Source organism: Achromobacter deleyi (assembly GCF_016127315.1).
In the GTDB taxonomy this organism is placed as follows: domain Bacteria; phylum Pseudomonadota; class Gammaproteobacteria; order Burkholderiales; family Burkholderiaceae_B; genus Achromobacter; species Achromobacter insuavis_A.
In genome coordinates, this window is the sequence record NZ_CP065997.1 from 363,640 (window position 1) to 389,316 (window position 25,677).

Below are 25,677 nucleotides of genomic sequence, written 5' to 3' on the forward strand. Positions count from 1 at the left end.
TTTTTGGCTGCTGGCGTGGGGGCTTTCTTCGTGGGTCGCCCCCAAGCGGCCCGGCCCGAGAGGCTGGCGGTTTCGATGGTTGTTGCGCTGCTGGATCCAGGGGTTCCGGAGGGGTTTGCGGGGCCCGCCAAAATCGGCCGCGCGGGCGGCCGGTTTTGGCATACGTGGTGTCTGGCGTCGGGGCGGTGGACGCTGCGCGCGGGGGGGCTTGTTCGGGGCGTAAGGTTTGCTGGGGCGTGGGGGGCGCCCCGCCCGCTTTCAGTCCAGTTTGATGTTGGCGGCCTTTACTACCTCGGCCCATTTGGCGGTTTCGCTTTTCATGTAGGCCTCGAAGTCGGCGGGGGTGCCGCCCAGGGGTTGGCTGCCTTCGTCTTCCAGGCGTTTGACGACGGCGGGCTCTTTCAGGACGGCCTGCACGCGGGCGTTGAGTTGGTTGACCATGTCGGGGGACATGCCGGCGGGGCCGACCAGGCCGGTCCAGGCGGAGGCTTCGAAGCCGGGGTAGCCGGATTCAGCGACGGTGGGGACGTTGGGCAGCGCGGCGAGGCGGGCGGTGGAGGTGACGGCCAGGGCGCGCAGCTTGTCGGCGGCGATCAGCGGGAAGGCGGTTTGCGGGGTGATGAAATACAGATCCGTCTGGCCGCCGACCAGGTCGGTGACGGCGGGGCCGGCGCCTTTGTAGGGGACGTGCAGGAACTCGATGCCGGCGCGGCGCGCGAGCATGACGCCGGACATGTGGCCGATGGTGCCGTTGCCGGCGGAGGCCAGGCGTAGCGTGGCGGCGGGCTTTTTCCTGGCGTCAGCGACCAGGTCGGCCAGGGTCTTGTAGGGCGAGTCGGCGCGCACCACCAGGACCACCGGCTGGGCGGCGATCAGGCCGACCAGGGTGAAGTCCTTTTTCGGGTCGAACGGCATCTTCGGATACAGCGCGGGGTTGATCGCCAGGTTGGCGGCCTGGCCCATGCCGACGGTGTAGCCGTCGGGCTGGGCGCGGGCCACGTAGTCCATGCCGATGTTGCCGGTGGCGCCGGGCTTGTTCTGCACCACCAGGTTCCAGCCTGTGGCCACGCCCAGGCGCTCGGCCAGCAGGCGGCTGACGACGTCGGTGCCGCCGCCCGGCGGCATCGGCACGACCAGGTTGATGGGGCGTTCGGGATAGGCGGCGATGGCGGGCGCGGCGCCGGCCAGGGTGGCCACGGCGATCGCGGCCGCGGCCAGGCGGCGCGGCAAGAGGCGCGAGAGGACTTGCATGAGGTTGTCTCCAGAGGGAATACGTAGCGGGACGGCCGGGGCCGACAGGGTTAGTTCACAGGCCCCACGACGCCTGCTTCGGTCAGGGCTGCGATCTGCGTCGCGCTCAGCCCCAGGGTTTCCAGCAACTGGGCGCCATGCGCGCCCAGTGCCGGGGGATCGATACGCACGCCGGGGCGGCGGCCGCCCAGCGTGATGGGCAGCAGCGGCACCTTGGCGTGCGCGCTGGCGCCGCTGCCCGCACCGCCGCCCGCACCGCTGCCCGCACCGTCCTGCGGCAGGACGACGTCGGCCAGGCCGCCGGTGGCAGCCAGGTGCGGATCGTCGAACAGGTCCTGCGGCTTGGCGATGGGCGCATAGGGCAGGCCCTGGGCCTCGAAGCGCGCGGCGATGGCGGCGGCCGGCTGCGACGCCAGGCGTTCGCGCAGGATCGGCATCAGCCAGGCGCGGGCCTCGACGCGGTCGTTGTTGCCCGCCAGGCGCGCGTCCGCCGCCAGGTCGGCGAAGTCGAAGGCCTCGCAGAACAGCTTCCACTGGGTGTCGGACACCACCGCCAGGAAGATCTGCTCGCCGTCCTTGACGGTGAAAACGTCGTACACCGCCCACGCCGAGATGCGGCTGGGCATGGGCGCGGCGGGCTTGCCGGTGACGGCGTACTGCATCATGTGGTGGCCGACCAGGAACACGTTGTTCTCGAACAGCGCGCTCTGCACTTCCTGGCCGCGGCCGGTGCGCTGGCGTTCGAGCAGCGCGGCCATGGCGCCCATGGCGCCGAACATGCCGCCCATGATGTCGTTGACGGCCGCGCCCGCGCGCAGCGGACGGCCTTCGGGGCCGGTCATGTAGGCCAGGCCGCCCATCATCTGCACCACCTCGTCGAGCGCGGTGCGGTGCTGGTACGGGCCGGGCAGGAAGCCCTTGTGCGACACGTAGATCAGGCGCTCGTTCAGCTTCGACAGCGTGGCGTAGTCCAGCCCCAGGCGCGCCATGGTGCCGGCCTTGAAGTTCTCGCTGACGATGTCGGCGGTGGCGATCAGCTTGAGCACCAGCTCGATGCCGCGAGGATCCTGCAGGTTGACCGGCAGGCTCTTCTTGTTGCGGTTGAACATGGTGAAGAAGCCCGCGCCCGAGCCTTTCAGGCGGCGCGTGTTGTCGCCCTGCACCGGTTCGATCTTGATGACCTCGGCGCCCAGGTCGGCCAGCATCATGCCGCAGGTGGGGCCCATCACCATGTGGGTGAACTCGACCACGCGGATGCCCGTCAGCGGCAGGGCCGGCTCGGCGCCAGTCTCGTGTCGTGCGTTCGGATTCATGCGGCCTCCCGCGCGTAGGTGAATCCCTTGGGCAGGCCCGCGTCGGGCACGTGGCCATACAGCGGTTCGCCCGGCAGTCCGTCGCGCAGCGCGACGCGGGCGGCCATCAGGGCGTCGACGTCGATGCCGGTATCCAGGCCCATCGATTCGAGCAGGAACACCAGGTCCTCGGTGACGATGTTGCCGGTGGCGCCGGGCGCGTAGGGACAGCCGCCCAGGCCGCCCTGGCTGGCGTCGAAGGTGTCGACGCCGACCTCCAGCGCCGCCACCACGTTGGCCAGCCCCTGGCCGCGGGTGTTGTGGAAATGGGCGCCGCCGGCGCGCGCGCCGAGCTCGGCGCGCAACGCCTTGAACAAACGCCCGACCTGGGCCGGGTTGGCGTAGCCGGTGGTGTCCGACAGGCCCACTTCGTCGACGCCCAGTTGCGCCATGGCCACGGCCATGCGCAGCGTGTCGGCTTCCGGCACCTGGCCGGCCAGGGTGCAGCCGAAGGCGGTGGACAGCCCGGCCTCGAGCTTGACGTCGGGATAGCTGGCGTCGCGCAGCGCCACCACCGCCGCGACTTCGTCGCGCATCTGCGCATGGGTCTTGCGCACGTTGGCCAGGGAGTGGGCCTCGCTGACCGACACCGGCAGCGTGACCTTGGCCGCGCCGGCCTCGAAGGCGGCCTGCGCGCCGCGCAGGTTCGGCGCCAGCGCCGCGACGTGCAGGCCGGGCAGGCGGCGCGCGCCCGCCACCACCTCGGCGGCATCGGCCATCTGCGGCAGCAGCTTGGGCGGCACGAACGAGCAGACCTCGATTTCGCGCAGGCCGGCCGCCACCAACGCGCCGATCCAGCGCAGCTTGGCGGGCGTGGGCATGACGGCGGCGATGCTCTGCAACCCATCCCGGGGGCCGACCTCGCTGACTAGAATCTGGGGCATTGACTTTCTCCTTATCGTTCTATAAGATAGAACTACGTTCTATAAATTATTCCCCATCCGGATTCCGGGTGTCAACCCTGCCTGTCCGAAAGGCCGTTTCGCCATGCCCAGAAAAGCCAGCCAGCCCTCCCTCGCCGACCAGCACGCCGCCCCTGGCGGCGCCGCCGCGGTCGATCGCGCGCTGTCGGTGCTGTCCGCCTTCCGCACGGGCGACGCCTCGTTGTCCCTGGCGGAACTGGCCGAACGCACCCAGCTCTACAAAAGCACCGTGCTGCGCCTGCTGGCTTCGCTGGAACACGGCCGCCTGGTGCAGCGCACCGCGGACGGCCAATACGCGCTGGGCGCGGAAATCGCGCGGCTGCACGCCGTGTATGCGGCGTCGTTCTCGCTGGAAGGGGTGGTGATGCCGGTACTGCGGGAACTGACCCGCGTCACCCGTGAAAGCGCCGCGTTCCACGTGCGCCAGGGCGACCATCGCCTGTGCCTGTACCGGGTGGATTCGCCGCAGCCGGTGCGCGACCACATCAAGGCCGGCGACCTGCTGCCGCTGGAACGGGGCGCGGGCGGACGCGTGCTGATGGCCTTCGCCGGCGCGGCCGGCGAGCCGTACGAGACCATCCGCCACAGCGGCGTGGTGGTGCTGGAGGGCGACCGCATGCCCGAGCTGTCCGGCATCTCGGCGCCGGTCTTCAATGAGACGGGCGCCCTGGCCGGCGCCGTCACGCTGACCATGCCGACGCCGCGGCTGCAACGCGAGCATGCGGCGCTGGTGGTGGCCGCCGCCGCCGAAGCGACCCGCAACCTGGGGGGTTTTTACCCTTGGCCGAACGATTGAACGGGGCCTGGGCGGGTTATCATGCCCGACATTCCGCAGCCGGTTGCGCGCGCCCCTTCCAGGCGCCCCGAACCGCCAGCCCCAATCAAGATGAACACTGAATCCCTAGCCCTGGACTTCAAGAGCGCCACCCTGTATGCCATCCGGGTGGTGCTGCACAGCGCCGACCCGGAACGCCTGAACGCCGCGCTGGCCAAGCGCATGGCCGACGCCGGCAGCTTCTTCGAGAATGAGCCCGTGGTGATCGACGCCAGCCGCGTCGAGGAAGCCATCGACTGGGCCGCGCTGGTCGCCGCCTTGCGCGGGCACAACCTGCCCCCCATCGGCGTGGTGGCCGAAGGCGCCAACCTGGCCGCGGCCCGCGCCGCCGGCCTGACGCCGGTGGAGCTGTCGACGCCCGCGGCCCGTCCGGCGCAGGTGATCGACACCGCCCCGCCCAACGACGTCGCCACGCCGGTGCCATCGGTGCCGGCCGCCGCGGTCGAGATCGCCCCCGCGCCCACGCCGACCGCCGACGCACCGGCCGCTGAAGTACCCGTCGCTAACGCCGCCGACAAGGCCTCCGGGAAAGCCGCGGACACGACCGCCGCCAAGCCCGCCGCCGAACCGCTGCCCGAGCGCGCCGCCGCCAGCACCACGTCGGCCGCCAGCCCGACGCCGGCCGCGCCGCAATCGTCGTCGGCCCTGGTCATCACGCGCCCGCTGCGCTCCGGCCAGCGCGTCTACGCGCGCCACACCGACCTGGTCGTGATCGGCATGGTCAGCCAGGGCGCCGAAGTCATCGCCGACGGCAACGTGCACGTGTACGGACCGCTGCGCGGCAAGGCCATGGCCGGCGCCCGCGGCGATACCTCGGCGCGCATCTTCACCACGCATCTGGATGCCGAGCTGCTGGCCGTGGCCGGCGTGTATCGCGTGGTCGAGGACAAGCTCGACCGCTCGCTGCACAACCAGCCCGCGCTGGTGCGCCTGGATGGCGACACCCTGCGCATCGAGGCCCTGAAGGCCTGAGACGGCCCGCCATTCGCAAGACCGCGCCGACTTCGGAACGGTCTTGCATCGAAAGACTCTGTTTGCCTCGAACGGGCGGTGCCCGTTCAACACATTCTGTAAGAAGCCTTACACGGGCTTTTTGCTTTACGATAACGCGATTTATTCGAACATAAGGGTTTGATCGTCATGACACGCATTGTTGTGGTGACTTCCGGCAAAGGCGGCGTGGGCAAAACCACGACGAGCGCCAGTTTTTCCGCGGGCCTCGCGATGCGGGGCCACAAGACCGCTGTCATCGACTTCGACGTCGGCCTGCGCAATCTCGACCTCATCATGGGCTGCGAGCGTCGCGTGGTGTACGACTTCGTCAATGTGATCCAGGGCGAAGCCACGCTCAACCAGGCGCTGATCAAGGACAAGCAGCTTGAAAACCTGTTCATCCTGCCCGCCTCGCAAACGCGCGACAAAGACGCGCTGACGCAGGAAGGCGTGGAAAAGGTCATCAACGACCTGAAGGAAATGGGCTTCGACTACATCGTCTGCGATTCGCCCGCCGGCATCGAGACGGGCGCGCTGATGGCGGCCTATTTCGCCGACGACGCGCTGGTCGTGACCAACCCCGAAGTCTCGTCGGTGCGCGACTCCGACCGCATCCTGGGCATCCTGGCGGCCAAGTCCAAGCGGGCCGTCGACGGCGGCGACCCGGTCAAGGAATTCCTGCTGCTGACGCGCTACAACCCCAAGCGCGTGGTCGACGGCGAAATGCTGTCGCTGGGCGACATCGAGGACATCCTGCGCATCAAGCTGATCGGCGTCATCCCCGAGTCCGAAGCCGTGCTGCAGGCCTCGAACCAGGGCCTGCCGGCCATCCACCTGAAAGATACCGACGTGTCCGAGGCCTACAAGGACGTCGTGGCCCGCTATCTGGGCGAAGACAAGGCCCTGCGCTTTACCGACTACGAAAAGCCGGGTTTCCTGAAACGCCTGTTCGGAGGCAAGTAAGCAATGTCCTTCCTGTCGTTTCTGCTTGGTCAAAAGAAAACATCCGCTTCCGTCGCCAAGGAACGGTTGCAGATCATCCTGGCCCACGAGCGGGGCCGTGGCGACTCGCCCGACTACCTGCCGCAGTTGCAGCAGGAACTCATCGCGGTGATTTCCAAGTACGTGAAGATCAACCCCGAGGACATCAAGGTGCACCTGGAACGCCAGGACACCCTTGAAGTGCTGGAAGTGAAGATCGAGATGCCGCAAAGCGAGCCCTGACGCGTGTTCCGCGCGCCGCTGGCCGGCGCCGGATCCGCGCGCGACGCACGCAAAAAAACGCCCGGCGATGCCGGGCGTTTTCGCATTTGGGCATGGCACGCCAGCATGCGCTGGCGGCCGCCTGGTCCGCGGCTTAGTGCTTGCCCACCTGATCGCCGATGACGCCACCGATGGCAGCGCCGCCCACCGTGCCGAGGATGCCGCCGTTGGTGATGACGGCACCCGCCACACCGCCGAGCGCCGCACCGCCAACCGTGCTTTTCTGGCGATGGCTCATGCTATCCCACGACGAGCAACCCGCCATGGCGGCGGCCATGGCGACAGCGACACAGATTTTGGAAAGAGATGCGATTTTCATGATGAGGCTCCTATTCTTGTCCCCGGGGTCGCACCAACATCCAGACGCGAGCGCACGATGCCCCTTGTGGGTTTAGAGCCTTCAGGATCGCAAAATATCCCGTCCCGCGCTGTGAAGTTTGCCCAGGAATTGTGTCAAACGGCGAGGGAATCTTTGCGCTTCCCAGGGACAGTGTTGCTGGAACGGGGCGCTATTTGACCAGACGTAACACGTCGCGGAAGCGCGCGTGCTCGCAAGTTTCCATCCACTCGAAAATGACCATTTCCGAGGTCACGATCTCGGCGCCGTGGGCGCGCGCGCGGCGCAGCGCGGCATGGTGGTCGGACGGCTTGCGCGAGCCCGCCGCGTCGGCCACCAGCATCGCCTTGTAACCCAGCTCGGTCAGACCGATAACGGTCTGCAACACGCAGATGTGGGCCTCGCAGCCGGTCACCAGCACCGTCTTGCGCGCCGCGGGCAGCCACGCATCGAAGCCACGCTCGCGCGCCGCGGAGAAATGCATCTTCTGGAACGTGGACTGCACCAGTTCGGCGAGCGGCGCCACCGTGACGCCCAGCATCTTGCTGTGATGCTCGGTGGCCACCACCGGCACCTCCAGCAGCCGTGCCGCCTGCGCCAGCTTGGCGTTGGCGGCCAACACCGCGTCGCCGTCGTGGATCACGGGCATCAGGCGGCCCTGCATGTCGACGATGAGCAACGTGGAATCGGAGGCTTGCAGCAGCATGGGGGGACTCCTGGAATATTGGGAACCGCTTGAAAAAAACCCGGCACGCAATGGCCGGGTTTTCGGACTGCCAGTCAGGCCAGCTTACTTCAATGCCTTGTAGCGCAGGCGCTTGGGCTTGGCGCCCTCTTCGCCCAGGCGGCGCTTCTTGTCGGCTTCGTATTCCTGGTAGTTGCCATCGAAGAACACCACTTGCGAATCGCCTTCGAAGGCCAGGATGTGCGTGGCGATACGGTCCAGGAACCAGCGATCGTGGCTGATGACCATGACGCTGCCGGGGAACTCCAGCAGCGCGTCTTCCAGCGCGCGCAGCGTTTCGACGTCGAGGTCGTTGGACGGTTCGTCCAGCAGCAGCACGTTGCCGCCGGCGATCAGCGTCTTGGCCATGTGCAGGCGGCCGCGTTCGCCGCCCGACAGCTGGCCGACCACCTTGTTCTGGTCGCCGCCCTTGAAGTTGAAGCGGCCCAGGTAGGCGCGCGAGGACATTTCGAACTTGCCCACGGTCAGCAGGTCGGCGCCGTCGGCGACCGCGTCGAACACGGTCTTCTTGTCTTCGAGCGCGTCGCGCGACTGGTCGACGTAGGCCAGCTTGACGGTCTGGCCGATCTTCACCTCGCCCGAATCCGGTTGCTCGCGGCCCGCGATCATGCGGAACAGCGTCGACTTGCCGGCGCCGTTGGCGCCGATAATGCCGACGATGGCGCCGGCCGGGATCTTGAAGCTGAGGTTGTCGATCAGCAGGCGGTCGCCGTAGGCCTTGCTGACGTTGTTGAATTCGATGACCTCGTTGCCCAGGCGCTCGCCCACCGGAATGAAGATTTCCTGGGTTTCGTTGCGCTTCTGGTATTCGTAGGACGACAGTTCCTCGAAGCGGGCCAGGCGCGCCTTGGCCTTGGCCTGGCGGCCCTTCGGGTTCTGGCGCACCCACTCCAGTTCCTTCTTGATGGTCTTCTGGCGGGCCGACTCGGACGACTCTTCCTGCTTGAGGCGGTCTTCCTTCTGTTCCAGCCACGAGCTGTAGTTGCCCTTCCAGGGAATGCCGTAGCCGCGGTCCAGTTCGAGGATCCACTCGGCGGCGTTGTCCAGGAAGTAGCGATCGTGGGTCACGCCCACGACGGTGCCCGGGAACTTGTGCAGGAATTGTTCCAGCCACTCGACGCTTTCGGCATCCAGGTGGTTGGTCGGTTCGTCCAGCAGCAGCATGTCGGGCTTGGACAGCAGCAGGCGGCACAGCGCCACGCGACGCTTTTCACCGCCGGACAGGTTGCCGACGATGGCATCCCAGGGCGGCAGGCGCAGCGCGTCGGCGGCGATTTCCATCTGGTGCTCGATGTCGTCGGCGCCGCTGGAGGCGGCGGCCGCGATGATGGCTTCCAGCTCGGCCTGCTCGGCGGCCAGCGCGTCGAAATCGGCATCCGGCTCGGCGTAGGCGGCGTAGACCTCGTCCAGGCGCTTCTTGGCGGTGACCACGGCGCCCAGGCCTTCCTCAACCGCCTGGCGCACCGTGTGCTCGGGGTTGAGCTGCGGTTCCTGCGGCAGGTAGCCGATGTTCAGGCCCGGCATGGGGATGGCTTCGCCTTCGATCTCGCGATCCACGCCCGCCATGATCTTCAGCAGCGTCGACTTGCCCGAGCCGTTCAGGCCCAGCACGCCGATCTTGGCGCCAGGAAAAAACGAAAGCGAGATGTCACGCAGGATCTGCCGCTTGGGCGGCACGATCTTGCCGACGCGGTTCATGGTGTAGACGTATTGGGCCATGGGCTCGTATAGGGTAAGAAAGCTGATGAATCGTTGATTGTAGGCCGGAACCCGGACAGGCGTGCGACAGGCGGCCGTTCTACGACGCGGCCCGCGCCCGCCGCCAGCCGGCGAACGGCGCCCGCATCTGCGCCAGCATCACCCCGGCCAGCGCCATCGCGCCGCCGATGATGTGGAACAGATGCGGCTTTTCATCCAGGAACACCGCCGCGATCGCCACCGTGCCCACCGGCATCAGGTTCAGGAACACGCTGGCGCGGTTCGGCCCCAGGTGCCGCACGCCCTGCATCCACAGGAACGGCGCGAACAGCGACGGGAACACCCCCGCATAGAGCACCAACGGCAGGTTGTCGCCATTGATCGGCGAGGCGGGCGCCATCAGGAACCCCGGCAGCTGGAACAGCACGCCGAACGCCACCTGCACGTACAGCGACACCCACGGCCCGACGGGCAGGCCCCAGCGGCGCAGCAGCACGCCGTAGAGCGCGTAGGCCAGCGCGGCCACGCCCATCAGCACGTCGCCATGGTTGGCGCCCACCGACAGCAGCCGCGTCGGATCGCCCTCGCCGATCAGCAGCGCCAGGCCCGCCAGCGACAGCAGGCCGCCCAGCATCGCCAGCGCCGACGGCCGCTCGCGCAGCACCAGCGCCCCCACCGCGATCGTCAGCAGCGGGATCATGGCGGTGATGATGCCCATGTTGGTCGCGGTCGTGCTGCCCGCCGCCACGTAGGCCAGCCCCTGGTACAGCGCCATGCCCAGCCCGCCCAGCACCGCGAACTTGGGCAGATAGGGCCACACCAGGCGGCGCTGGCGCCACAGCGCGGGCAGCGCGAACGGCGTCAGCAGCACGCCCGCCAGGGCCCAGCGGTAGAAGCCGATGACCGCGGGCGAAATCAGGCCGGCGGCCATCTTGGTCACGATCATGTTGACCGACCAGATCAGTGCCGCCAACAGCGGGAACAGCAGGTAGCGGGCCGGGGTGGCGGGAGAATCTGCGCGCGTCATGGAAATACTGCCAAGCATGGAAAACAGGCGGCCAGTGTAGGATCTGTCCGACTCGCTGTATATAATGAAAAACCGACAATCCCACGCGAACTTCGGACATGGATCCCGGCGCGTCCCCTCCCGACCTCGGCCCCGGCAGGCCCTATCCCCTGGCCTGCCGCATCCTGCATTTCCTGCCGAAATCCAGCATCCAGCGCCATCGCTCGCCCTGGGGCGAATTGAATTTCGCCCTCTCGGGCATCATGGAAATCGGCATCGAGGACACGACCTACCTGTCGCCGCCCCACTACGCCATCTGGATCCCGCCGCAGGTCCCGCATTGCTGCCAGAACCAGGCCGAGGTGCACTACGCCTGCATCGACGTCCCCGCCGCCGCCTGCGCCACCCTGCCCGCCACGCCCTGCACGCTGGAGATCAGCCCGGTCATGCGGGCCGTGCTGGCCGACTTCGAACGGCGCGGCATCGCCTATCCGGATACGCCCGAAGACCGGCGCCTGGCGCAGGTCGTGATCGACCAGATCCGCGTAGCCCGCGCCTACGCCAGCTACCTGCCGTCCACCCACGACGCGACGCTGGCGCCGATCCTCGCGGCCCTGCAGCGCCAGCCCGGCGACAAGCGCGGCGCGGCCCACTGGGCCGCCACCGCCGGCATCACCGAGCGCACCCTGCTGCGCCACTGCCAGCAGCACCTGGGCATGCCCTTCAACGAATGGCGCCAGCGCCTGCGCGTGGTCAGCGCCCTGGAGATGCTCGATGCCGGCCATCCGGTGCAAACCGTGGCGCGCGAACTCGGCTACAGCACCCCGTCCGCCTTCATCGCCATGTTCCAGCGCCTGACTGGCCAATCCCCCGACAGCGCCCGCAAACGCGCCGCCGCGCCGGCCTGAACCACCACCGTGACGCGAGCCGATGCATCGTCATCCAAGCGCCCGATGCAAGCCTCGCGTGATCGCGAGACAATAGCGTCTGTTTTTTCGTAACGCCGTCCCCGCGGCATCATCGCGCCAGGAACCCCCATGTCCGCCTCAGCCACGCCCCCGCCTTCCCTGACCCACTTCAGCGCGACCGAACTCGACATGCTGGCCAAAACCGCAGACGCCCTCAGCGCCTACCTGGGCAAGCCGGTCCTGGCCGAAGTCGTGCTGGGAGACGAAGGCACCGAATGGGTCACCTACGGCGTGCCCATCGACGAAAACGCCGAGCCCGACGAAGAGCAGACCCACGTCCAGCTGGGCGGCCCCGGCGCCCGCCTCCTCGGCAACCGCGGCGGCCTGCCCCCCACCGGCGACGACACCTACGACTGCCTCTACCTCTGGGCCATCCAGATCTCCCTGAACGAAGGCGAGCGCTTCATCAAGCTAGACCACGACGGCGAAGAGTCCGCCTGGTCCGACACCCTGGAAGACGTCCTCCCCTTCGCCCTGACGGAAGAACCCCTGCCCGATCCGGATGAGGAAGACGAAGAAGACGACGACGAGGACGAAGACGACGCCCACGACCACCCCCACGATCACAACGACCCCGGCCACCGTCACTGAACCAGAAGGCAGGCGGCAGGCCCCATTGAGCCGCCCGCCACCAAGCAAAAAGGGCTTCCCAAAAGAAGCCCTTCGCCAAAACCACTCCCCCGCGACACCGCCCCGCCGAAAAACCGGCAAGCAGGCAAACCAGCACCACATCGACGCCCCACTGTTCAGACGCTGCAACGGCCGCCCGCGCGGCCCCGTTGCAGCAGCCCCGCAAGCCCTTCCCCCCACGACAGTGCCGGCCTAAACGCCAAGCACACCGCTCCCCCCAGCGCCCTTCATGAGCCACCGACGCAAGTCTGTCGCGGCGCGGGGCGGGGGGCGCGGGGCGTGTAGATGCGCCCGACGGAATCTGAAGGGAAGGCCGAAGGCCTGGACGAAGATGAGGAAGGGGCAGTCCGGAGCGAAGGCTCCGGACCGCAATCGTAGCCCCGCGCCCCCCGCCCCGCGCCGCGACAGACGCCTCAAGAACTCAACCAACCGCCAACACTGGAGTCAAACCGCAATCCGCCCCTCTTCCACCGCATGGCAAGCCACCACCGCCACTCCCGCCATCCTCCCCACAGGCGCCTCCGCCCTGCACCGCTCATTCGCATGCGGACACCGAGGATGAAACGTACACCCCGACGGCGGATTCAACGGATTCGGCACTTCCCCCGCCACCGCCGTGCGCGGCTTCCCCGTCCCGTCGATATCCGGAATCGCCTCCAGCAGCATCCGCGTATACGGATGCCGCGGCCGCGCGAACAGCTCATCGCGCGGCGCCACCTCCACCATCCGCCCCAGGTACATCACCCCGACCCGATCGGCCACGTGATGCACCACCGCCAGATTGTGCGAGATGAACAGATAGGTCAGCCCCAGCTCGCGTTGCAGATCCTTCATCAGGTTCAGCACCTGCGCCTGCACCGACACATCCAGCGCCGACGTCGGCTCGTCGCACACCAGGAACTCCGGATTCACCGCCAGCGCCCGCGCGATCGAAATGCGCTGGCGCTGCCCGCCCGAGAACTGGTGCGGATAGCGGCTCTGGTCGGCCGGATCCAGCCCCACCTGCCTGAGCAGATCGCTGACCCGCGCCGTGCGCTCGGCCGGCGTCATCTTCGTGTGCGTCAGCATCGGCTCGGCAATGATGCGGCCGACGCGCCAGCGCGGATTCAGGCTCGCGTACGGATCCTGGAAGATCATCTGCAACCGCTTGCGCAGCTCGCGCCCTCCCGGCTCCGACATGCGCGACAGCGGCTGGCCGTCGAAACGGATGTCGCCGCGCGTCAGGCCATACAGCCCCACCAGCATGCGCGCCACCGTCGACTTGCCGCAACCCGATTCGCCCACCAGCGCCAGCGTCTCGCCGCGCTTGATCTCGAACGACACGCCGTCCACCGCGCGCAGCATCACCCGCGGCTTGCCCGCCAGCTTGCGCTCCAGCCAGGGCGGCGACACATCGAACCAGCGCGCCGCGTCTTTCACTTCCACCAACGGCGTGCTCATGTTGCCACCTCGACTTCGTTTTCATGCAACCAACAGGCCGCGCGGGACGTGCCCGCCGGCATCAGTTCGGGCCGGTCCTGGCCGCAACGCGGCAGGCGCCGGCCGCAGCGCGGATTGAAGGCACAGCCCGGCGGAATCGCGTTCAGCCGCGGCATGCTGCCGTCGATCTGCACCAGCCGCTCGGAATGTCCCTGCAGCGACGGGATCGACCCCATCAGTCCCGTCGTGTACGGATGGCGCGGCTGGTGGATGACGTCGCGCACGGGCCCGATCTCGGCCACCCGCCCCGCATACATCACCGCCACCCGGTCCGCCGTTTCCGCGATCACGCCCATGTCGTGCGTGATCAGCATCACCGCCGTGCCCTGTTCGCGGCACAGGCGCTTGAGCAGCTCGATGATCTGCGCCTGGATCGACACGTCCAGCGCCGTGGTCGGCTCATCCGCCACCACCAGCTTGGGCTCGGCCGCCAGCGCCAGCGCGATCACCACGCGCTGCCGCATGCCGCCCGAGAACTGGTGCGGGTAATGGTCGATGCGCTCGCGCGCCGCCGGGATGCCCGTGGCCGCCAGCAGCTCGACCGCGCGGTTGCGCGCCTGCGACCAGCTCATGTCCAGGTGCGTCACGATGGTCTCGGCCAGTTGCCGGCCCACCGTGTAAAGCGGATTCAAGGAGGTCAGCGGGTCCTGGAACACCGCCCCGATCTCGCGGCCGCGCACGCGGCGCATCTGCTCGTCGGGCAGGTTGTCGATGCGCCGGCCCGCCAGCAGGATCTCGCCGGCCGCGATGCGGCCGGGCGGCTCCAGCAGGCCGATGATCGACGCGCCGGTCAGCGACTTGCCGGCGCCCGATTCCCCCACCACGCCCAGGACTTCGCCCGCCTGGATCGAAAAGGACACGTCGTCCAGGGCGCGTAGCGTGCCGCGGCGCGTCGGAAACTCGACGCGCAGATTGCGGACTTCAAGTAATGCGCTCATGGGTATATCTCTAATTCAGGCGCGGGTTGAGTGCGTCGCGCAGCCAGTCGCCCAGCAGATTGACCGACAACACCAGCAGCACCAGCGCCGCGCCCGGGAAGATGGTGATCCACCATTCGCCGGAAAACAGGAAATCGTTGCCGATGCGGATCAGCGTGCCCAGCGACGGCGCCGTCGGCGGCACCCCCACCCCCAGGAACGACAGCGTCGCCTCGGTGATGATGGCGGTCGCCAGGTGCACGGTGGCCAGCACCAGCACCGGCCCCAGCACGTTGGGCAGCACGTGGCGGAACATGATGACGGGCGAGGCCACGCCGATCACGCGCGCCGCCTGCACGTATTCGCGGTTCTTCTCCACCAGGGTCGAGCCGCGCACCGTGCGCGCGTACTGCGGCCAGCCGGCCAGCGCGATGGCGCCGATCAGCACCGGAAACGCGATGATCTCGTGCAGCTCGCGCGGCACCGCCGCGCGCGCCACGCCGTCGATCAGCAGCGCGATCAGGATCGCGGGGAACGACAGCTGCACGTCGGCGATGCGCATGATGAAGGCATCGATGCGCCCGCCCGCGTAGCCCGAGATCAGCCCCAGCACGATGCCGATCAGCATCGACAGCAGCACCGAGGCCAGACCGATCAGCAGCGACACGCGGGTGCCGTACAGGATCGCGGAATACAGGTCGCGGCCCTGGCTGTCGGTGCCCAGCAGATAGGTCGACTGGCCGTTGGGCGACCAGGCCGGCGGCAACAGCGCGTCCAGCAGCTCGACCTTGGTCAGGTCGAACGGATTGTGCGGCGCCACCCAGCCGGCGCCGAACGAGCCGATCAGCAGGGCCGCCAGCAGCACGGTGGCGACGATGGCCACGGGCGCCCGGCGCCAGGCCCAGGCAATATCGCTGTCCCACCAGCGTTTCAGTACGGCACGCATCAGTGGCCACCTCCGCCGCGGGTCAGCCCGGAACGCAGGCGCGGGTCCACGACAAAATACAGAAGATCGACGATCAGGTTGATCACCACGAACACCAGCGCGATCAGGCACAGGTACGCGGCCATCACCGGCACGTCGGCGAATTGCACCGCCTGGATGAACAGCAGGCCCATGCCGGGCCACTGGAACACCGTCTCGGTCACGATGGCGAAGGCGATGATGCCGCCCAGCTGCAGGCCGGTGATGGTGATGACGGGCACCATGGTGTTCTTGAGCGCGTGGCCGAAATGGATGGCGCGGCGCTTCAGGCCGCGGGCGCGGGCGAACTTGATGTAGTCCGAACGCAGCACCTCCAGCATTTCGGAGCGCACCAGCCGCAGCACCAGCGTCATCTGGAACAGCGACAGCGTGATCGACGGCAGGATCAGGTGCTTCCAGCCATTCGCGGTGAACAGGCCGGACGTCCACCAGCCCAGCGCCACGGTATCGCCACGGCCGTAGCTGGGCAGCCAGCCCAATTGCACCGAGAACACCAGGATCAGCAGGATGCCGATCAGGAAGGTCGGCAACGACACGCCCAGCAACGAGCCGGCCAGCAGCAGCTGCGACAGCAGGCTGTTGCGCTTGAGCGCGGTGTACACGCCCAGCGGCACGCCCACCACGAGCGCCAGCAGGGCCGCCACCAGGGACAGCTCCAGCGTGGCCGGCAGGCGCGACTTGAGCAGGGTCGAGACCGGTTCGCTCTGGCGCAGGGAAATGCCGAAATTGCCTTGCGCGGCGTTGGCCACGAAGTGGCCGAACTGGACGATGGCTGGCTCGTTCAGCCCCAGGCGCTCACGCAGTTCGATGCGCTCGGCATCGGTGGCGTCCTGTCCCAGCATGATGGTGACAGGGTCGCCGACGTATTGAAAAAGCACGAAGGCCAGTAGCGCGACGGTGAGCATCACCGCTACGGCCTGCAACAGGCGACGCAGTATGAAAGCAAACATAGGCGGGAAAGGCAAAACGGCGAAGCCCCGCGGGGCTTCGCTGTCTGGTTAGCCGGAAGGGCGGGGTCAGTCGACCTTGACCCAGTCGGCAACGAGGCGGTTGTCCGCGCGGTGGATCACCGACACGTTCTTGCGCATGGCCCAGGGAATGACCTGGTCATGCAGCGGGATGTGGCCGAATTCCTGGGCGTGGACTTCCAGCACCTTGACGATGTCGGCGTCGCGCTTGGCCACGTCGGTTTCCGTCTTGATGCGGTCGATGATCGCGTCCAGTTCCTTGTTGCTGTAGTTGCCCAGGTTGTACATGCCGTCCGCGCCCTCGCCCTTGGTGCGGATCAGGTTCTGCAGCGTGTACATGGCGTCGAACGTCGGCACGCCCCAGCCGAACAGGTAGGCGCTGGTGTCGGAGTTCTGCACCTTGGGGAAGTAGGTCGAACGCGGCATGGCGTTCATGGTCGCCTTCACCCCCACCTTGGCCCACATGCCGACCACGGCCTGGCAGATGGCCTCGTCGTTGATGTAGCGGTTGTTGGGACAGTCCAGCGTGAAGTTCAGGGTGCCGTCATAGCCGGCATCCTTGAGCAGGGCGCGGGCCTTCTCGGGATCGTAGGGCACGCGCTTGTGCAGCGACTCGGCCCAGCCGTGGACCTGCGGCGCGATCATGGTGCCGGTGGGCGCCGACAGGCCGCGCATCACGGCGCGCTTGATGGCGTCGACGTCGATGGCGCGGTACAGCGCTTCGCGCACGCGGATGTCCTGGAACGGGTTCTTGCCCTTGATGCTGGAGTACTGCAGCTCGGGACGCTTCTGGTCCAGGCCCAGGTAGATGGTGCGGTATTCGTTGCCCTCGACCACCTTGGCCGACTGGCGCAGGCGATCCAGGTCCTGGGCGGCCGGGTCCAGCACGAAGTCGATCTCGCCGGACAGTAGCGCGGCGGTGCGGGTGGCGTTCTGCTTGATCGGGGTGAACACCACTTCGGTCACGTTGCCGACCTTGCCGGCCTTGTTCCACCAGTCCTTGTTCTCTTCGAACACGGTGCGCACGTCCACTTCGCGCGACTTCAGCTTGTACGGGCCGGTGCCGTTGGTATTGCGCGCGCCGAAGGTCTCTTCCTTGTTGACGAAGTCCTGCGGCTTGGCGATGTTGTTCTTCTCCGACCAGGCCTTGTTCATGATGAACACGTTGGGCAGCTGGCGCAGCAGCACCGGGTTGGGCGCCGAGGTCTCGATCTCGACCGTCAGGTCGTCGATCTTGCGCGCTTCCTTGATGCCGGTGGTGTAGGCCTTGTAGTTCGAGGTGGGCGCCATGGCGCGGTGCACCGAGAACACCACGTCGTCGGCCGTGAAGGCGGCGCCGTCGTGGAACTTGACCCCGGGGCGCAGCTTGAAGCGGTACAGCGTGGGCGAAACCTGCTGCCACTCGGTTGCCAGGCGCGGCACCACCTTGAAGTCCTTGTCGTAGTCCACCAGCGGTTCATAGACGTAGCTGTTGGCGGCGATCGTCATGCCTTCGTTCTGCGAGTGCGGATCGAAAGTGAGGATGTCGCCCTGGGCGGCCCAACGGAAGGTCTTGGCCTGCCCGATCGAGGGCACGGCCACGGCGGCGGCGATCGCGATGGCAATCAAAGTGCGGCGCATAGGTTCAACTCCTGACTGTAGTCTGAATACCGGCGCGATATTGCCTAGGCCCAAGACCCGCGTCAATTAAGGGTTTATGCGTACCGGAGGGGGTTTCCACAGGAGAAACATATTTAGGGACGTATAAAAATATGACAAAAAAATCGATGGCCCCTTGATGTAAACACTGTTCGCCTGACCGGACCGGCCGGCGGCCTGGCGCCCGCCCCGGTTTCACGCGGCCGGCCCGCCCTATTCGTCGGCGTCCAGCGGCAGGTCGAGCGGCACGTGCTCGGCCATCAGGCGCCGCAGCATGTCGATCAGCAGCGCCGCCTGGTCCTCGCCGAACGGCGCCAGCACCGCCTTCTGGTGCTGCATGGCCTGCTCGCACAGCGCGCCGATCAGGTGCCGGCCCTTGGTGGTGATGACCACGCGCGTCTGGCGCCGGTCGGCGCGCACCTCGGTGCGCGTCACCAGCCCTTCGGCTTCCATGCGCTGCACCACCTTGCTCAGCGTCGGCTGCTTGGTGATCGCCAGCACCGCCAGGTCGCCGATGGTCTCGCCGGCGCTGCCCTCCAGGCTGGCCAGCACCCGCCACTCGGTGACCGACAGGCCCGCCGCCTTCACCTGCTGGTGGAACTCCGCCGAGATGCGCTGGCTGGCCTGCGCCAGCAGGTAGGCCAGGTAGTCGTCGACGAACCGCGCGCCACTGGCCTGGGTCCCGTTGCCCTGCTTGTCCGACCGCATGTTGTTCCGCTCCCACGCATCAATATTGAATAGACGACCCGAGGCCGGCAGGCGCATTGCACCACGGCGGCGCAAACGCGCGCCATGACGCGGCGCAATGCTGTTGCGCAGCACAGGGTATACCCCGAATCGCAACCCGTTTTTGCACCATGAAAGCGCCTTTTCGGCGCCGTCAGGCTAGAGGACAACCAGTATATACACCCTTGTTTTAGCGTGATATTTTTTTGATTCCATGAAATTTCATCTTTTTTGTTGACAGCTAAAACGTTGACTCCTAAAGTATTTTTCAGGGCAAGATTTCGTGACATGGACATGCTGCGAAGCAGCATGACTTCGGGACCCGGATGCCGGTCCGCGTGGAGGAGTTCGAGATGGCTGAAAGGTCTTTCAAGAAAGAAGTCCAGCAGTTGCGCATTGGCGCGGGCGAAGAGTTCCGCGGCGAGGGCATTCTCGCGGTCACCAAGGCGCTGCTGCAATCCGGCGTGGGCTATGTCGCGGGCTACCAGGGTTCGCCGATCTCGCACCTGATGGACGTGCTGGCCGACGCCAACGACATCCTGCAGGAACTCGGCGTGCACTTCGAGGCCAGCGCTTCCGAGGCCACCGCCGCCGCCACGCTGGCCGCTTCGGTCATGTACCCGATCCGCGGCGCCGTCACCTGGAAATCCACCGTCGGCACCAACGTCGCCTCGGATGCCCTGGCCAACCTGGCCTCGGGCGGCGTCACCGGCGGTTCGCTCATCATCGTCGGCGAGGACTACGGCGAAGGCTCGTCCATCATGCAGGAACGCTCGCACGCGTTCGCCATGAAATCGCAGATCTGGCTGCTCGATCCGCGCCCCAACCTGGAAAGCATGGTCAAGGCGGTGGAAGACGGCTTCTCGCTATCGGAAGCCAGCAAGACGCCGGTGATGCTGCAGCTGCGCATCCGTGGCTGCCACGTGCATGGCCGCTTCATCGCCAAGGACAACAAGCGGCCGGCGTTCTCGCTGGCCGAGGCGCTGGAAAGCCCGGCGCGCGACACCAGCCGCATCGTGCTGCCGCCCGCGTCGTTCCTGCACGAGCAGGAAAAGATCAAGGAGCGCTGGCCGGCCGCCATCCGCTATATCAAGGAACACAAGCTCAACGAGCACTTCGACGGCGACCAGGACGACATCGGCCTGATCCTGCAAGGCGGCCTCTATAACGGCGTGATCCGCGCCCTGCAATTGCTGGGCCTGGCGGACAACTTCGGCAACAGCCGCATCCCGCTGTACGTGATGAACGTGGCCTACCCCGTGATCGAGGACGAGGTCATCGACTTCTGCCGCGGCAAGCGCGCTGTGCTGCTGCTGGAGGAAGGCCAGCCCGACTACCTGGAACAGGCGCTGCACGCGGTGCTGCGCAAGGCCGGCGTCGACACGAAGCTGGCCGGCAAGGACGTGCTGCCGATGGCGGGCGAATACACCACCCAGGTGATGCGCGACGGCCTGCGCGCGTTCCTCAAGCGCGAACGCCCCGAATCGCTGCAGACCCATCCCGCCGTGGCCGCCGATGGCGCCGCGGCCGACGCCACGCTGCAGGTCACCGAGATCACGCGGCCCAAGCCCGCGCCGCGTCCGGCCGAGCAGCCCATCACCTTCCACAAGCACGTCGCCGAACTCGCCGCGGTGGTGCCGCCGCGTCCGGCCGGCTTCTGTACCGGCTGTCCGGAGCGGCCGATCTTCTCGGCCCTGACGCTGGCGCAGGAAAAACTGGGCCAGCACCATATCTCCTGCGACATCGGCTGCCACCTGTTCTCGATCCTGCCGCCCTTCAACCTGGGCGCGACCACCATGGGCTACGGCCTGGGCGCCTCCAGCGCCGCGGCCTTCAACGTGCCGGCGGCCAAGCGTCCCATCTCGATCATGGGCGACGGCGGCTTCTGGCACAACGGCCTGGCCTCGGGCATCGGCAACGCGGTGTTCAACAAGTACGACGGCGTCATCGTCATCGTCGACAACTTCTATGCCTCGGCCACCGGCGGGCAGGACATCCTGTCGTCGCGCGCCGAGAATCCGGACCGCTCCACCAACAACCCCATCGACCAGGCCGTGCGCGGCGTGGGCGTGAAGTGGGTGCGCACGCTGGACCGCACCTATGACGTCGCCAAGGTGCGCGCCACCATCGAGGAAGCGCTGACCACCGACATCAAGGGCCCCAAGGTCATCATCGCCCAGTCGGAATGCATGCTGAACAAGCAGCGCCGCATCAAGCCGCTGTTCAACCAGGCGGTCAAGGCGGGCAAGCGCGTGGTCAAGGAACGCTTCGGCGTCGACCCCGACGTCTGCACCGGCGACCACGCCTGTATCCGGCTGTCCGGCTGCCCGTCGCTGACGGTCAAGGACAGCGGCGATCCCCTCAAGGAAGATCCGGTGGCCCACGTCGAAAGCAGCTGCGTCGGCTGCGGCAACTGCGGCGAGGTGGCGCACGCCGCCGTGCTGTGCCCGTCGTTCTACCGCGCCGACATCGTCCACAACCCCAGCGGCCGCGACCGTTTCCTGGCGCGCGTTCGCCAGGGCGTGATCGGCTACCTGCAGCGCCGCCGCGAAGCGCGCCTGGCCAAATTCGCCCTGTGAGGACCCGCCCCATGAACCCGGTGGCATTGCAGCAAGGCACTCCCATCAAGATCGCCATCCTGGCCATGGGCGGCCAGGGCGGCGGCGTGCTGGCCGACTGGATCGTCGACATGGCCGAGCACGCCGGCTGGTGGGCCCAGACCACCTCGGTGCCGGGCGTGGCGCAACGCACCGGCGCCACCATCTATTACCTGGAACTGCTGCCCGAGTCCGACGTGACCCGCGCCGGCCGTCCGCCCGCGCTGGCGCTGATGCCCACCCCGGGCGACGTCGACCTGGTGGTGGCGGCCGAGCTGATGGAAGGCGGCCGCGCCATCCAGCGCGGGCTGGTCACGCCCGACCGCAGCGTGCTGATCGCCTCGTCGCATCGCAGCTACGCGGTCAGCGAGAAGTCGGCGCCCGGCAACGGCATCGCCGATCCCAACAAGGTGCTGGAAGCCGGCCGCGCCGCGGCCCGCCGCTTCCTCTGCTTCGACCTGCAGGACCTGGCCGACCGCGCCGGCAGCGTCATCAGCGCCAGCCTGTTCGGCGCCGTCGCCGGCAGCGGCGCGCTGCCGTTCTCGCGCCATGACTTCGAGGCCACCGTGCGCCGCGCCGGCGTCGGCGTGGACGCCAGCCTGCGCGCCTTCGCGCTCGGCTTCGAGGCCGCCGACCAGGCGCCCGCGCAACCGGCCGCGATCGACCTGACCCGTCCGCAGCCGGTCGTGCCCGAACGCGCCGCCAGCCCGGCGGCGCAGGCGCTGCTGGACCGCATCCAGCGCGACTTCCCCGCCTGTGCGCAGCCCATGCTGACAGCCGGCGTGCGCCGCCAGATCGAGTTCCAGGACCTGGCGTACGCCGAGGACTACCTGACCCGCATGACGGCGATCCGCGAACTGGACGCGCGCCACGGCGGTGAATCGAAACAATGGGCACTGACCTGTGCCGCCGCGCGCTACCTGGCCACCGCCATGGCCTACGACGACGTGATCCGCGTGGCCGACCTGAAGACGCGCGGCACGCGCTTCGAACGGGTGCGCGCCGAGGTCGGCGCCAAGCCCGACCAGCTGGTCTACACCACCGAATTCATGCACCCGCGGCTGGAAGAGATCTGCGGCACGCTGCCGGCCGGCCTGGGCCGCTGGCTCGAACGATCGAAGGCGTTCGGCGGCTTCGTCGAACGCCGCCTGGGCAAGGGCCGCCGCATGCAGAGCGGCACGCTGGGCGGGTTCCTGATGCTGTACACGCTGGCCGGCATGCGGCGCTTCCGCCGCCGCACGCTGCGCCACCAGATCGAATCCGAGGGCCTGGCGCAATGGCTCGACCTGATCGCCAGCCTGGCGCCGCGCGACTACGACCTGGCGGTCGAGACGGTGAACTGCCGCCGCCTGGTCAAGGGCTACAGCGACACCCACGTGCGCGGCGGCGGCAAGTACCGCCAGCTGATCGCGGCCGCCGCCAAGCTGGCGGGCCGGCCCGACGCCGCGGCCTCGCTGCGCGCCTTGCGCCAGGCCGCGCTGGCCGACGAGAAATGCGGCCCCATGGAACGCCAACTGGCCGAGAAACTGGCCGCCTGACATCGAGATAGAGACGACGCCGTGCAAACCCTGAAACTCATCGTCCGTGAAGTCCGGCAGGAATCGCCGCTGATCCGTTCGCTGCGCCTGGCGCGCGAGGACGGCGGCGCCCTGCCCGCCTTCGGCCCCGGCGCCCACCTGAAGGTCAGCGTGCCGGGCCTGCGCGAGCCGCGCTGCTACTCGCTGGTGCAACTGGCGCCGGAAGCCGGCCGCTTCGCCGAACCCGTCGAATACCGCCTGGGCGTGCGGCTGGAGGAAGCCAGCGCGGGCGGCTCGCGCCACATGCATGGACTGGCGGTGGGCGACACGCTCAGCGTCGAAGGGCCCAAGAACGATTTCCCGCTGCACGAGGCCCCGGCCGGCGACGAGCCGGTGGTGCTGATCGCCGGCGGCATCGGCATCACGCCGGTGGCGTCGATGGCCGCCGCGCTCAAGTCCGCCGGCCGCGCCTTCGAACTGCACTACAGCGGCCGCAGCCGCGACCAGCTGGCGTTCCTGCCGGAACTGCAGGCGCTGGCCGGCGACGCGCTGGTGCCGCACGCCGACGACGACGCGACCTGCCGCTTCGACCTGAAGGCGCTGCTGGACGCCGCCCATCCGCGCCAGCACCTGTACGTCTGCGGCCCCAAGGGCCTGATCGACGCCGTCATCCAGGAAGCGCGCGCGCGCCACTGGCCCGACGCCCACATCCATTTCGAACTGTTCGCCAGCGCCGCGCCGCAGGCGGGCGACCAACCCTTCGAGGTCGAACTGCGCCAGTCCGGCCGGGTGCTGACCATCCCCGCCGACAAGACCATCGTCGACGTGATGGAGGAGGAAGGCTGCGACCCGATGTACGACTGCAAGCGCGGCGAATGCGGCGTGTGCCAGGCCACCGTGCTGGAAGGCGAGCCCGACCACCGCGACTACTACCTGTCGGATACCGAGAAGGCCAGCGGCAAGATCATCCAGATCTGTATCTCGCGCGCCAAGTCGGCGCGCCTGGTGCTGGACCTGTAGGGCCGGGCGCGACAAGAGGAGACCAGCATGGCCAAATACCGCGACAACCCCGATGCCATCCGCGCCCTGCTGCGCGAGACCGAGGTGCACAAGGACCTGTTCATCGACGACGAACTGTTCGACCTGGAGATGGAGCGGCTGTACGCCAACACCTGGGTCTACGTCGGCCACGACAGCCAGGTGCCCAACCCCGGCGACTACATCACCACCACCGTCGGCAACCAGCCGGTGGTGATGGTTCGCCACAGCGACCGCTCGGTGCGCGTGCTGCACAACCGCTGTCCGCACAAGGGCACTATGGTGGCGGGCGACGCCTGCGGCAACACCGGCAAGTTCTTCCGCTGCCCGTACCATGCCTGGACCTTCAAGACCGACGGCAGCCTGCTGTCGATCCCGCTGAAGAAGGGCTACGAGAACACCGGCCTGGAGCAGTGCGAGGCCAGCCAGGGCATGGCGGCGGTCAAAGACGTGCGCAACCACCGCGGCTTCGTGTTCTGCCGCCTGAATCCCAACGGCCAGTCGTTCGAGGACTTCTTCGGCGATGCGCTGTCGACGCTGGACAACATGGTCGACCGCTCGCCCGAGGGCCGGCTGGAAGTGGCCGGCGGCGTGCTGCGCTACATGCACCGCTGCAACTGGAAGATGCTGGTCGACAACCAGACCGACACCTGCCACCCGATGGTGGCGCACGAATCGTCGGCCGGCACTGCCGTCAAGGTCTGGGAGCAGGCCCCGGCCGGCACCCCCAAGCCGATGGCGGTGGAACTGTTCGCGCCGTTCATCTCGCCTTACGAGTTCTTCGAGAACATGGGCATCCGCGTCTGGGAAAACGGCCACGGCCACACCGGCGTGTCCGATTCGATCCACGCCGCCTATTCGGGCATTCCGGGTTACTGGGAATCCATGGTCGCCGCCTACGGCGAGGAGCGCGCCCGCCAGATCCTGGGCGACGTGCGCCACAACACCGTGTACTTCCCCAACATCATGGTCAAGGGCCCGATCCAGACCCTGCGCGTGTTCAAGCCGATCGCCGCCGACCGCACCCTGGTGGAGTCGTGGACCTTCCGCCTGGTCGGCGCGCCCGACCTGCTGCTGGAACGCACCCTCATGTACAACCGCCTGATCAACGCGCCCACCTCGGTGGTCGGCCATGACGACCTGGAGATGTACGAGCGCGCCCAGGACGGCCTGCAATCGCGCGCCCGCGACTGGGTCAACGTCGGCCGCCTCTACGACCCGGCCGAGCTCGGCCAGAAGAACATCACCACCAACGGCACCAACGAATGGCAGATGCGCAACCAGTACCGCGCATGGGGCCGCTACATGACGGAGCAGGCATGAGCTTCAGCGACCGCGACCTGATCGATTTCGTCTACGCCGAGGCGCGCCTGCTCGACGAGCTGCGCTTCGAGGACTGGCTCGAGCTGTACGCCGATGATGGCTACTACTGGATGCCGCTGGCCCACGACCAGACCGACGCCCGGCTGCACGCCTCGCTGATGTACGAGGACAAGCTGCTGCTGCGCGTGCGCGTCGAGCGCCTGGCCGGCCAGCGCACCTTCTCGCAGCAGCCCAAGAGCCGCTGCCACCACCTGCTGCAGGCGCCCACGGTCGAACACGACCATCCCGATTCGGCGCCGGACCAGGGCCGCCACGTGGTGCGCACCGCCTTCCATTACGTCGAGACGCGCCAGGACGCGCAGACCCTGTATGCCGGCTGGACCACCCATCACCTGGTGGAGCAGGACGGCGCGCTGCGCATCCGTCTGAAACGCGTCGACCTGGTGAACTGCGACGCCGCGTTCGGCAACATCCAATTGTTCATGTAG

General features: G+C 67.7%; 24 protein-coding genes. 11 read left to right on the forward strand and 13 right to left on the reverse strand.

Translation table 11 applies throughout. From position 1 onward, the window contains the following. Positions 1-258: 258 nt before the first annotated feature. From I6I07_RS01550 to I6I07_RS01560, 3 genes are read right to left on the reverse strand one after another with little or no spacing between them, the layout of a single operon-like run. On the reverse strand, positions 259-1,251 hold the full coding sequence (locus tag I6I07_RS01550) for a Bug family tripartite tricarboxylate transporter substrate binding protein (RefSeq protein WP_198485466.1): 993 nt from the start codon (positions 1,249-1,251) through the stop codon (positions 259-261). A gap of 50 nt (positions 1,252-1,301) precedes the next feature. Next, positions 1,302-2,564, reverse strand: coding sequence for a CaiB/BaiF CoA transferase family protein (locus tag I6I07_RS01555; RefSeq protein WP_198485467.1), 1,263 nt, complete (start codon positions 2,562-2,564; stop codon positions 1,302-1,304). Further along, the gene (locus I6I07_RS01560; protein WP_198485468.1) at positions 2,561-3,487 is read right to left on the reverse strand and encodes a hydroxymethylglutaryl-CoA lyase; all 927 of its coding nucleotides are present in this window, start codon (positions 3,485-3,487) and stop codon (positions 2,561-2,563) included. The genes I6I07_RS01555 and I6I07_RS01560 overlap by 4 nt, the downstream gene beginning before the upstream one ends. A 103-nt stretch (positions 3,488-3,590) precedes the next feature. Here I6I07_RS01560 and I6I07_RS01565 point away from each other — a divergent pair, with 103 nt between their 5' ends. The 4 genes from I6I07_RS01565 to minE all read left to right on the forward strand — a co-directional run bounded on the left by I6I07_RS01565 (position 3,591) and on the right by minE (position 6,578). Next, positions 3,591-4,322 (forward strand): IclR family transcriptional regulator, encoded by a 732-nt coding sequence (locus tag I6I07_RS01565; protein WP_198485469.1) that lies wholly within the window; start codon positions 3,591-3,593, stop codon positions 4,320-4,322. A 90-nt stretch (positions 4,323-4,412) separates the two neighbouring features. Then, the gene (gene minC, locus I6I07_RS01570) at positions 4,413-5,333 is read left to right on the forward strand and encodes a septum site-determining protein MinC (RefSeq protein ID WP_198485470.1); all 921 of its coding nucleotides are present in this window, start codon (positions 4,413-4,415) and stop codon (positions 5,331-5,333) included. A 168-nt stretch (positions 5,334-5,501) separates the two neighbouring features. Beyond that, on the forward strand, positions 5,502-6,317 hold the full coding sequence (gene minD, locus I6I07_RS01575) for a septum site-determining protein MinD (protein ID WP_198485471.1): 816 nt from the start codon (positions 5,502-5,504) through the stop codon (positions 6,315-6,317). 3 nt (positions 6,318-6,320) lie between these two features. Further along, on the forward strand, positions 6,321-6,578 hold the full coding sequence (minE, locus tag I6I07_RS01580; RefSeq protein ID WP_198485472.1) for a cell division topological specificity factor MinE: 258 nt from the start codon (positions 6,321-6,323) through the stop codon (positions 6,576-6,578). A 133-nt stretch (positions 6,579-6,711) separates the two neighbouring features. Here the strand turns inward: minE and I6I07_RS01585 are convergent, their stop codons facing one another. The 4 genes from I6I07_RS01585 to I6I07_RS01600 form a co-directional block, all read right to left on the reverse strand. After that, positions 6,712-6,936, reverse strand: coding sequence for a glycine zipper 2TM domain-containing protein (locus I6I07_RS01585; protein WP_006388976.1), 225 nt, complete (start codon positions 6,934-6,936; stop codon positions 6,712-6,714). 190 nt (positions 6,937-7,126) lie between these two features. Then, the gene (locus tag I6I07_RS01590) at positions 7,127-7,660 is read right to left on the reverse strand and encodes an isochorismatase family protein (protein ID WP_198485473.1); all 534 of its coding nucleotides are present in this window, start codon (positions 7,658-7,660) and stop codon (positions 7,127-7,129) included. 84 nt (positions 7,661-7,744) lie between these two features. Next, positions 7,745-9,418, reverse strand: a complete 1,674-nt coding sequence (gene ettA, locus I6I07_RS01595; protein WP_006393139.1) for an energy-dependent translational throttle protein EttA — start codon at positions 9,416-9,418, stop codon at positions 7,745-7,747. Between the two features lie 79 nt (positions 9,419-9,497). Then, positions 9,498-10,424: a DMT family transporter gene (locus I6I07_RS01600; protein ID WP_198485474.1), complete on the reverse strand. Its 927-nt coding sequence runs from the start codon at positions 10,422-10,424 to the stop codon at positions 9,498-9,500. Between the two features lie 98 nt (positions 10,425-10,522). On the opposite strand from I6I07_RS01600, the gene I6I07_RS01605 reads away from it, so the two are divergent. Together I6I07_RS01605 and I6I07_RS01610 are read left to right on the forward strand one after the other, a co-directional pair. Continuing rightward, on the forward strand, positions 10,523-11,311 hold the full coding sequence (locus I6I07_RS01605; protein ID WP_198485475.1) for an AraC family transcriptional regulator: 789 nt from the start codon (positions 10,523-10,525) through the stop codon (positions 11,309-11,311). A gap of 129 nt (positions 11,312-11,440) precedes the next feature. Further along, a complete protein-coding gene (locus I6I07_RS01610) occupies positions 11,441-11,962 on the forward strand; it encodes a hypothetical protein (RefSeq protein ID WP_198485476.1) in 522 nt (173 codons plus the stop codon). 483 nt (positions 11,963-12,445) lie between these two features. Here I6I07_RS01610 and I6I07_RS01615 read toward each other — a convergent pair whose 3' ends face one another. The 6 genes from I6I07_RS01615 to I6I07_RS01640 all read right to left on the reverse strand — a co-directional run bounded on the left by I6I07_RS01615 (position 12,446) and on the right by I6I07_RS01640 (position 18,696). Beyond that, positions 12,446-13,441, reverse strand: coding sequence for an ABC transporter ATP-binding protein (locus tag I6I07_RS01615; protein ID WP_198485477.1), 996 nt, complete (start codon positions 13,439-13,441; stop codon positions 12,446-12,448). Beyond that, positions 13,438-14,418: an ABC transporter ATP-binding protein gene (locus tag I6I07_RS01620; RefSeq protein ID WP_006393133.1), complete on the reverse strand. Its 981-nt coding sequence runs from the start codon at positions 14,416-14,418 to the stop codon at positions 13,438-13,440. The genes I6I07_RS01615 and I6I07_RS01620 overlap by 4 nt, the downstream gene beginning before the upstream one ends. 10 nt (positions 14,419-14,428) lie before the next feature. Further along, a complete protein-coding gene (locus I6I07_RS01625) occupies positions 14,429-15,343 on the reverse strand; it encodes an ABC transporter permease (RefSeq protein WP_006393132.1) in 915 nt (304 codons plus the stop codon). Next, positions 15,343-16,332, reverse strand: coding sequence for an ABC transporter permease (locus tag I6I07_RS01630; protein ID WP_054416501.1), 990 nt, complete (start codon positions 16,330-16,332; stop codon positions 15,343-15,345). Before I6I07_RS01630 ends, I6I07_RS01625 begins: the two co-directional genes overlap by 1 nt. Before the next feature lie 66 nt (positions 16,333-16,398). Continuing rightward, complete coding sequence (locus I6I07_RS01635) at positions 16,399-17,970, reverse strand: ABC transporter substrate-binding protein (protein ID WP_198485478.1); 1,572 nt, start codon at positions 17,968-17,970, stop codon at positions 16,399-16,401. Between the two features lie 231 nt (positions 17,971-18,201). Then, on the reverse strand, positions 18,202-18,696 hold the full coding sequence (locus tag I6I07_RS01640) for a MarR family winged helix-turn-helix transcriptional regulator (RefSeq protein ID WP_198485479.1): 495 nt from the start codon (positions 18,694-18,696) through the stop codon (positions 18,202-18,204). Positions 18,697-19,067: 371 nt separating this feature from the next. Here I6I07_RS01640 and I6I07_RS01645 point away from each other — a divergent pair, with 371 nt between their 5' ends. Genes I6I07_RS01645 through I6I07_RS01665 form a run of 5 tightly spaced genes read left to right on the forward strand, consistent with a single transcriptional unit; the run spans position 19,068 to position 25,677 of the window. After that, positions 19,068-21,293, forward strand: coding sequence for an indolepyruvate ferredoxin oxidoreductase subunit alpha (locus I6I07_RS01645; protein ID WP_198485480.1), 2,226 nt, complete (start codon positions 19,068-19,070; stop codon positions 21,291-21,293). An 11-nt stretch (positions 21,294-21,304) separates the two neighbouring features. Continuing rightward, on the forward strand, positions 21,305-22,849 hold the full coding sequence (locus I6I07_RS01650; RefSeq protein ID WP_198485481.1) for an indolepyruvate oxidoreductase subunit beta family protein: 1,545 nt from the start codon (positions 21,305-21,307) through the stop codon (positions 22,847-22,849). Positions 22,850-22,870: 21 nt separating this feature from the next. Further along, positions 22,871-23,848 carry a PDR/VanB family oxidoreductase gene (locus tag I6I07_RS01655; RefSeq protein WP_198485482.1) on the forward strand — a complete coding sequence of 326 codons (978 nt, stop codon included), beginning with the start codon at positions 22,871-22,873 and terminating at the stop codon, positions 23,846-23,848. Between the two features lie 27 nt (positions 23,849-23,875). Next, positions 23,876-25,189, forward strand: coding sequence for an aromatic ring-hydroxylating dioxygenase subunit alpha (locus I6I07_RS01660; RefSeq protein WP_198485483.1), 1,314 nt, complete (start codon positions 23,876-23,878; stop codon positions 25,187-25,189). After that, positions 25,186-25,677, forward strand: a complete 492-nt coding sequence (locus I6I07_RS01665; RefSeq protein WP_198485484.1) for an aromatic-ring-hydroxylating dioxygenase subunit beta — start codon at positions 25,186-25,188, stop codon at positions 25,675-25,677. The genes I6I07_RS01660 and I6I07_RS01665 overlap by 4 nt, the downstream gene beginning before the upstream one ends.

What these genes read in the sequence shown, in the direction of transcription:
- I6I07_RS01550 (WP_198485466.1), bottom strand. Translation starts at nt 1,251, where the DNA reads ATGCAAGTCCTCTCGCGCCTCTTGCCGCGCCGCCTGGCCGCGGCCGCG.
- I6I07_RS01615 (WP_198485477.1), bottom strand. Translation starts at nt 13,441, where the DNA reads ATGAGCACGCCGTTGGTGGAAGTGAAAGACGCGGCGCGCTGGTTCGAT.
- I6I07_RS01565 (WP_198485469.1), top strand. Translation starts at nt 3,591, where the DNA reads ATGCCCAGAAAAGCCAGCCAGCCCTCCCTCGCCGACCAGCACGCCGCC.
- I6I07_RS01555 (WP_198485467.1), bottom strand. Translation starts at nt 2,564, where the DNA reads ATGAATCCGAACGCACGACACGAGACTGGCGCCGAGCCGGCCCTGCCG.
- ettA (WP_006393139.1), bottom strand. Translation starts at nt 9,418, where the DNA reads ATGGCCCAATACGTCTACACCATGAACCGCGTCGGCAAGATCGTGCCG.
- I6I07_RS01600 (WP_198485474.1), bottom strand. Translation starts at nt 10,424, where the DNA reads ATGACGCGCGCAGATTCTCCCGCCACCCCGGCCCGCTACCTGCTGTTC.
- I6I07_RS01660 (WP_198485483.1), top strand. Translation starts at nt 23,876, where the DNA reads ATGGCCAAATACCGCGACAACCCCGATGCCATCCGCGCCCTGCTGCGC.
- I6I07_RS01610 (WP_198485476.1), top strand. Translation starts at nt 11,441, where the DNA reads ATGTCCGCCTCAGCCACGCCCCCGCCTTCCCTGACCCACTTCAGCGCG.
- I6I07_RS01630 (WP_054416501.1), bottom strand. Translation starts at nt 16,332, where the DNA reads ATGTTTGCTTTCATACTGCGTCGCCTGTTGCAGGCCGTAGCGGTGATG.
- I6I07_RS01560 (WP_198485468.1), bottom strand. Translation starts at nt 3,487, where the DNA reads ATGCCCCAGATTCTAGTCAGCGAGGTCGGCCCCCGGGATGGGTTGCAG.
- I6I07_RS01625 (WP_006393132.1), bottom strand. Translation starts at nt 15,343, where the DNA reads ATGCGTGCCGTACTGAAACGCTGGTGGGACAGCGATATTGCCTGGGCC.
- minD (WP_198485471.1), top strand. Translation starts at nt 5,502, where the DNA reads ATGACACGCATTGTTGTGGTGACTTCCGGCAAAGGCGGCGTGGGCAAA.
- I6I07_RS01665 (WP_198485484.1), top strand. Translation starts at nt 25,186, where the DNA reads ATGAGCTTCAGCGACCGCGACCTGATCGATTTCGTCTACGCCGAGGCG.
- I6I07_RS01585 (WP_006388976.1), bottom strand. Translation starts at nt 6,936, where the DNA reads ATGAAAATCGCATCTCTTTCCAAAATCTGTGTCGCTGTCGCCATGGCC.
- minC (WP_198485470.1), top strand. Translation starts at nt 4,413, where the DNA reads ATGAACACTGAATCCCTAGCCCTGGACTTCAAGAGCGCCACCCTGTAT.
- I6I07_RS01640 (WP_198485479.1), bottom strand. Translation starts at nt 18,696, where the DNA reads ATGCGGTCGGACAAGCAGGGCAACGGGACCCAGGCCAGTGGCGCGCGG.
- I6I07_RS01650 (WP_198485481.1), top strand. Translation starts at nt 21,305, where the DNA reads ATGAACCCGGTGGCATTGCAGCAAGGCACTCCCATCAAGATCGCCATC.
- I6I07_RS01645 (WP_198485480.1), top strand. Translation starts at nt 19,068, where the DNA reads ATGGCTGAAAGGTCTTTCAAGAAAGAAGTCCAGCAGTTGCGCATTGGC.
- I6I07_RS01605 (WP_198485475.1), top strand. Translation starts at nt 10,523, where the DNA reads ATGGATCCCGGCGCGTCCCCTCCCGACCTCGGCCCCGGCAGGCCCTAT.
- minE (WP_198485472.1), top strand. Translation starts at nt 6,321, where the DNA reads ATGTCCTTCCTGTCGTTTCTGCTTGGTCAAAAGAAAACATCCGCTTCC.
- I6I07_RS01635 (WP_198485478.1), bottom strand. Translation starts at nt 17,970, where the DNA reads ATGCGCCGCACTTTGATTGCCATCGCGATCGCCGCCGCCGTGGCCGTG.
- I6I07_RS01590 (WP_198485473.1), bottom strand. Translation starts at nt 7,660, where the DNA reads ATGCTGCTGCAAGCCTCCGATTCCACGTTGCTCATCGTCGACATGCAG.
- I6I07_RS01620 (WP_006393133.1), bottom strand. Translation starts at nt 14,418, where the DNA reads ATGAGCGCATTACTTGAAGTCCGCAATCTGCGCGTCGAGTTTCCGACG.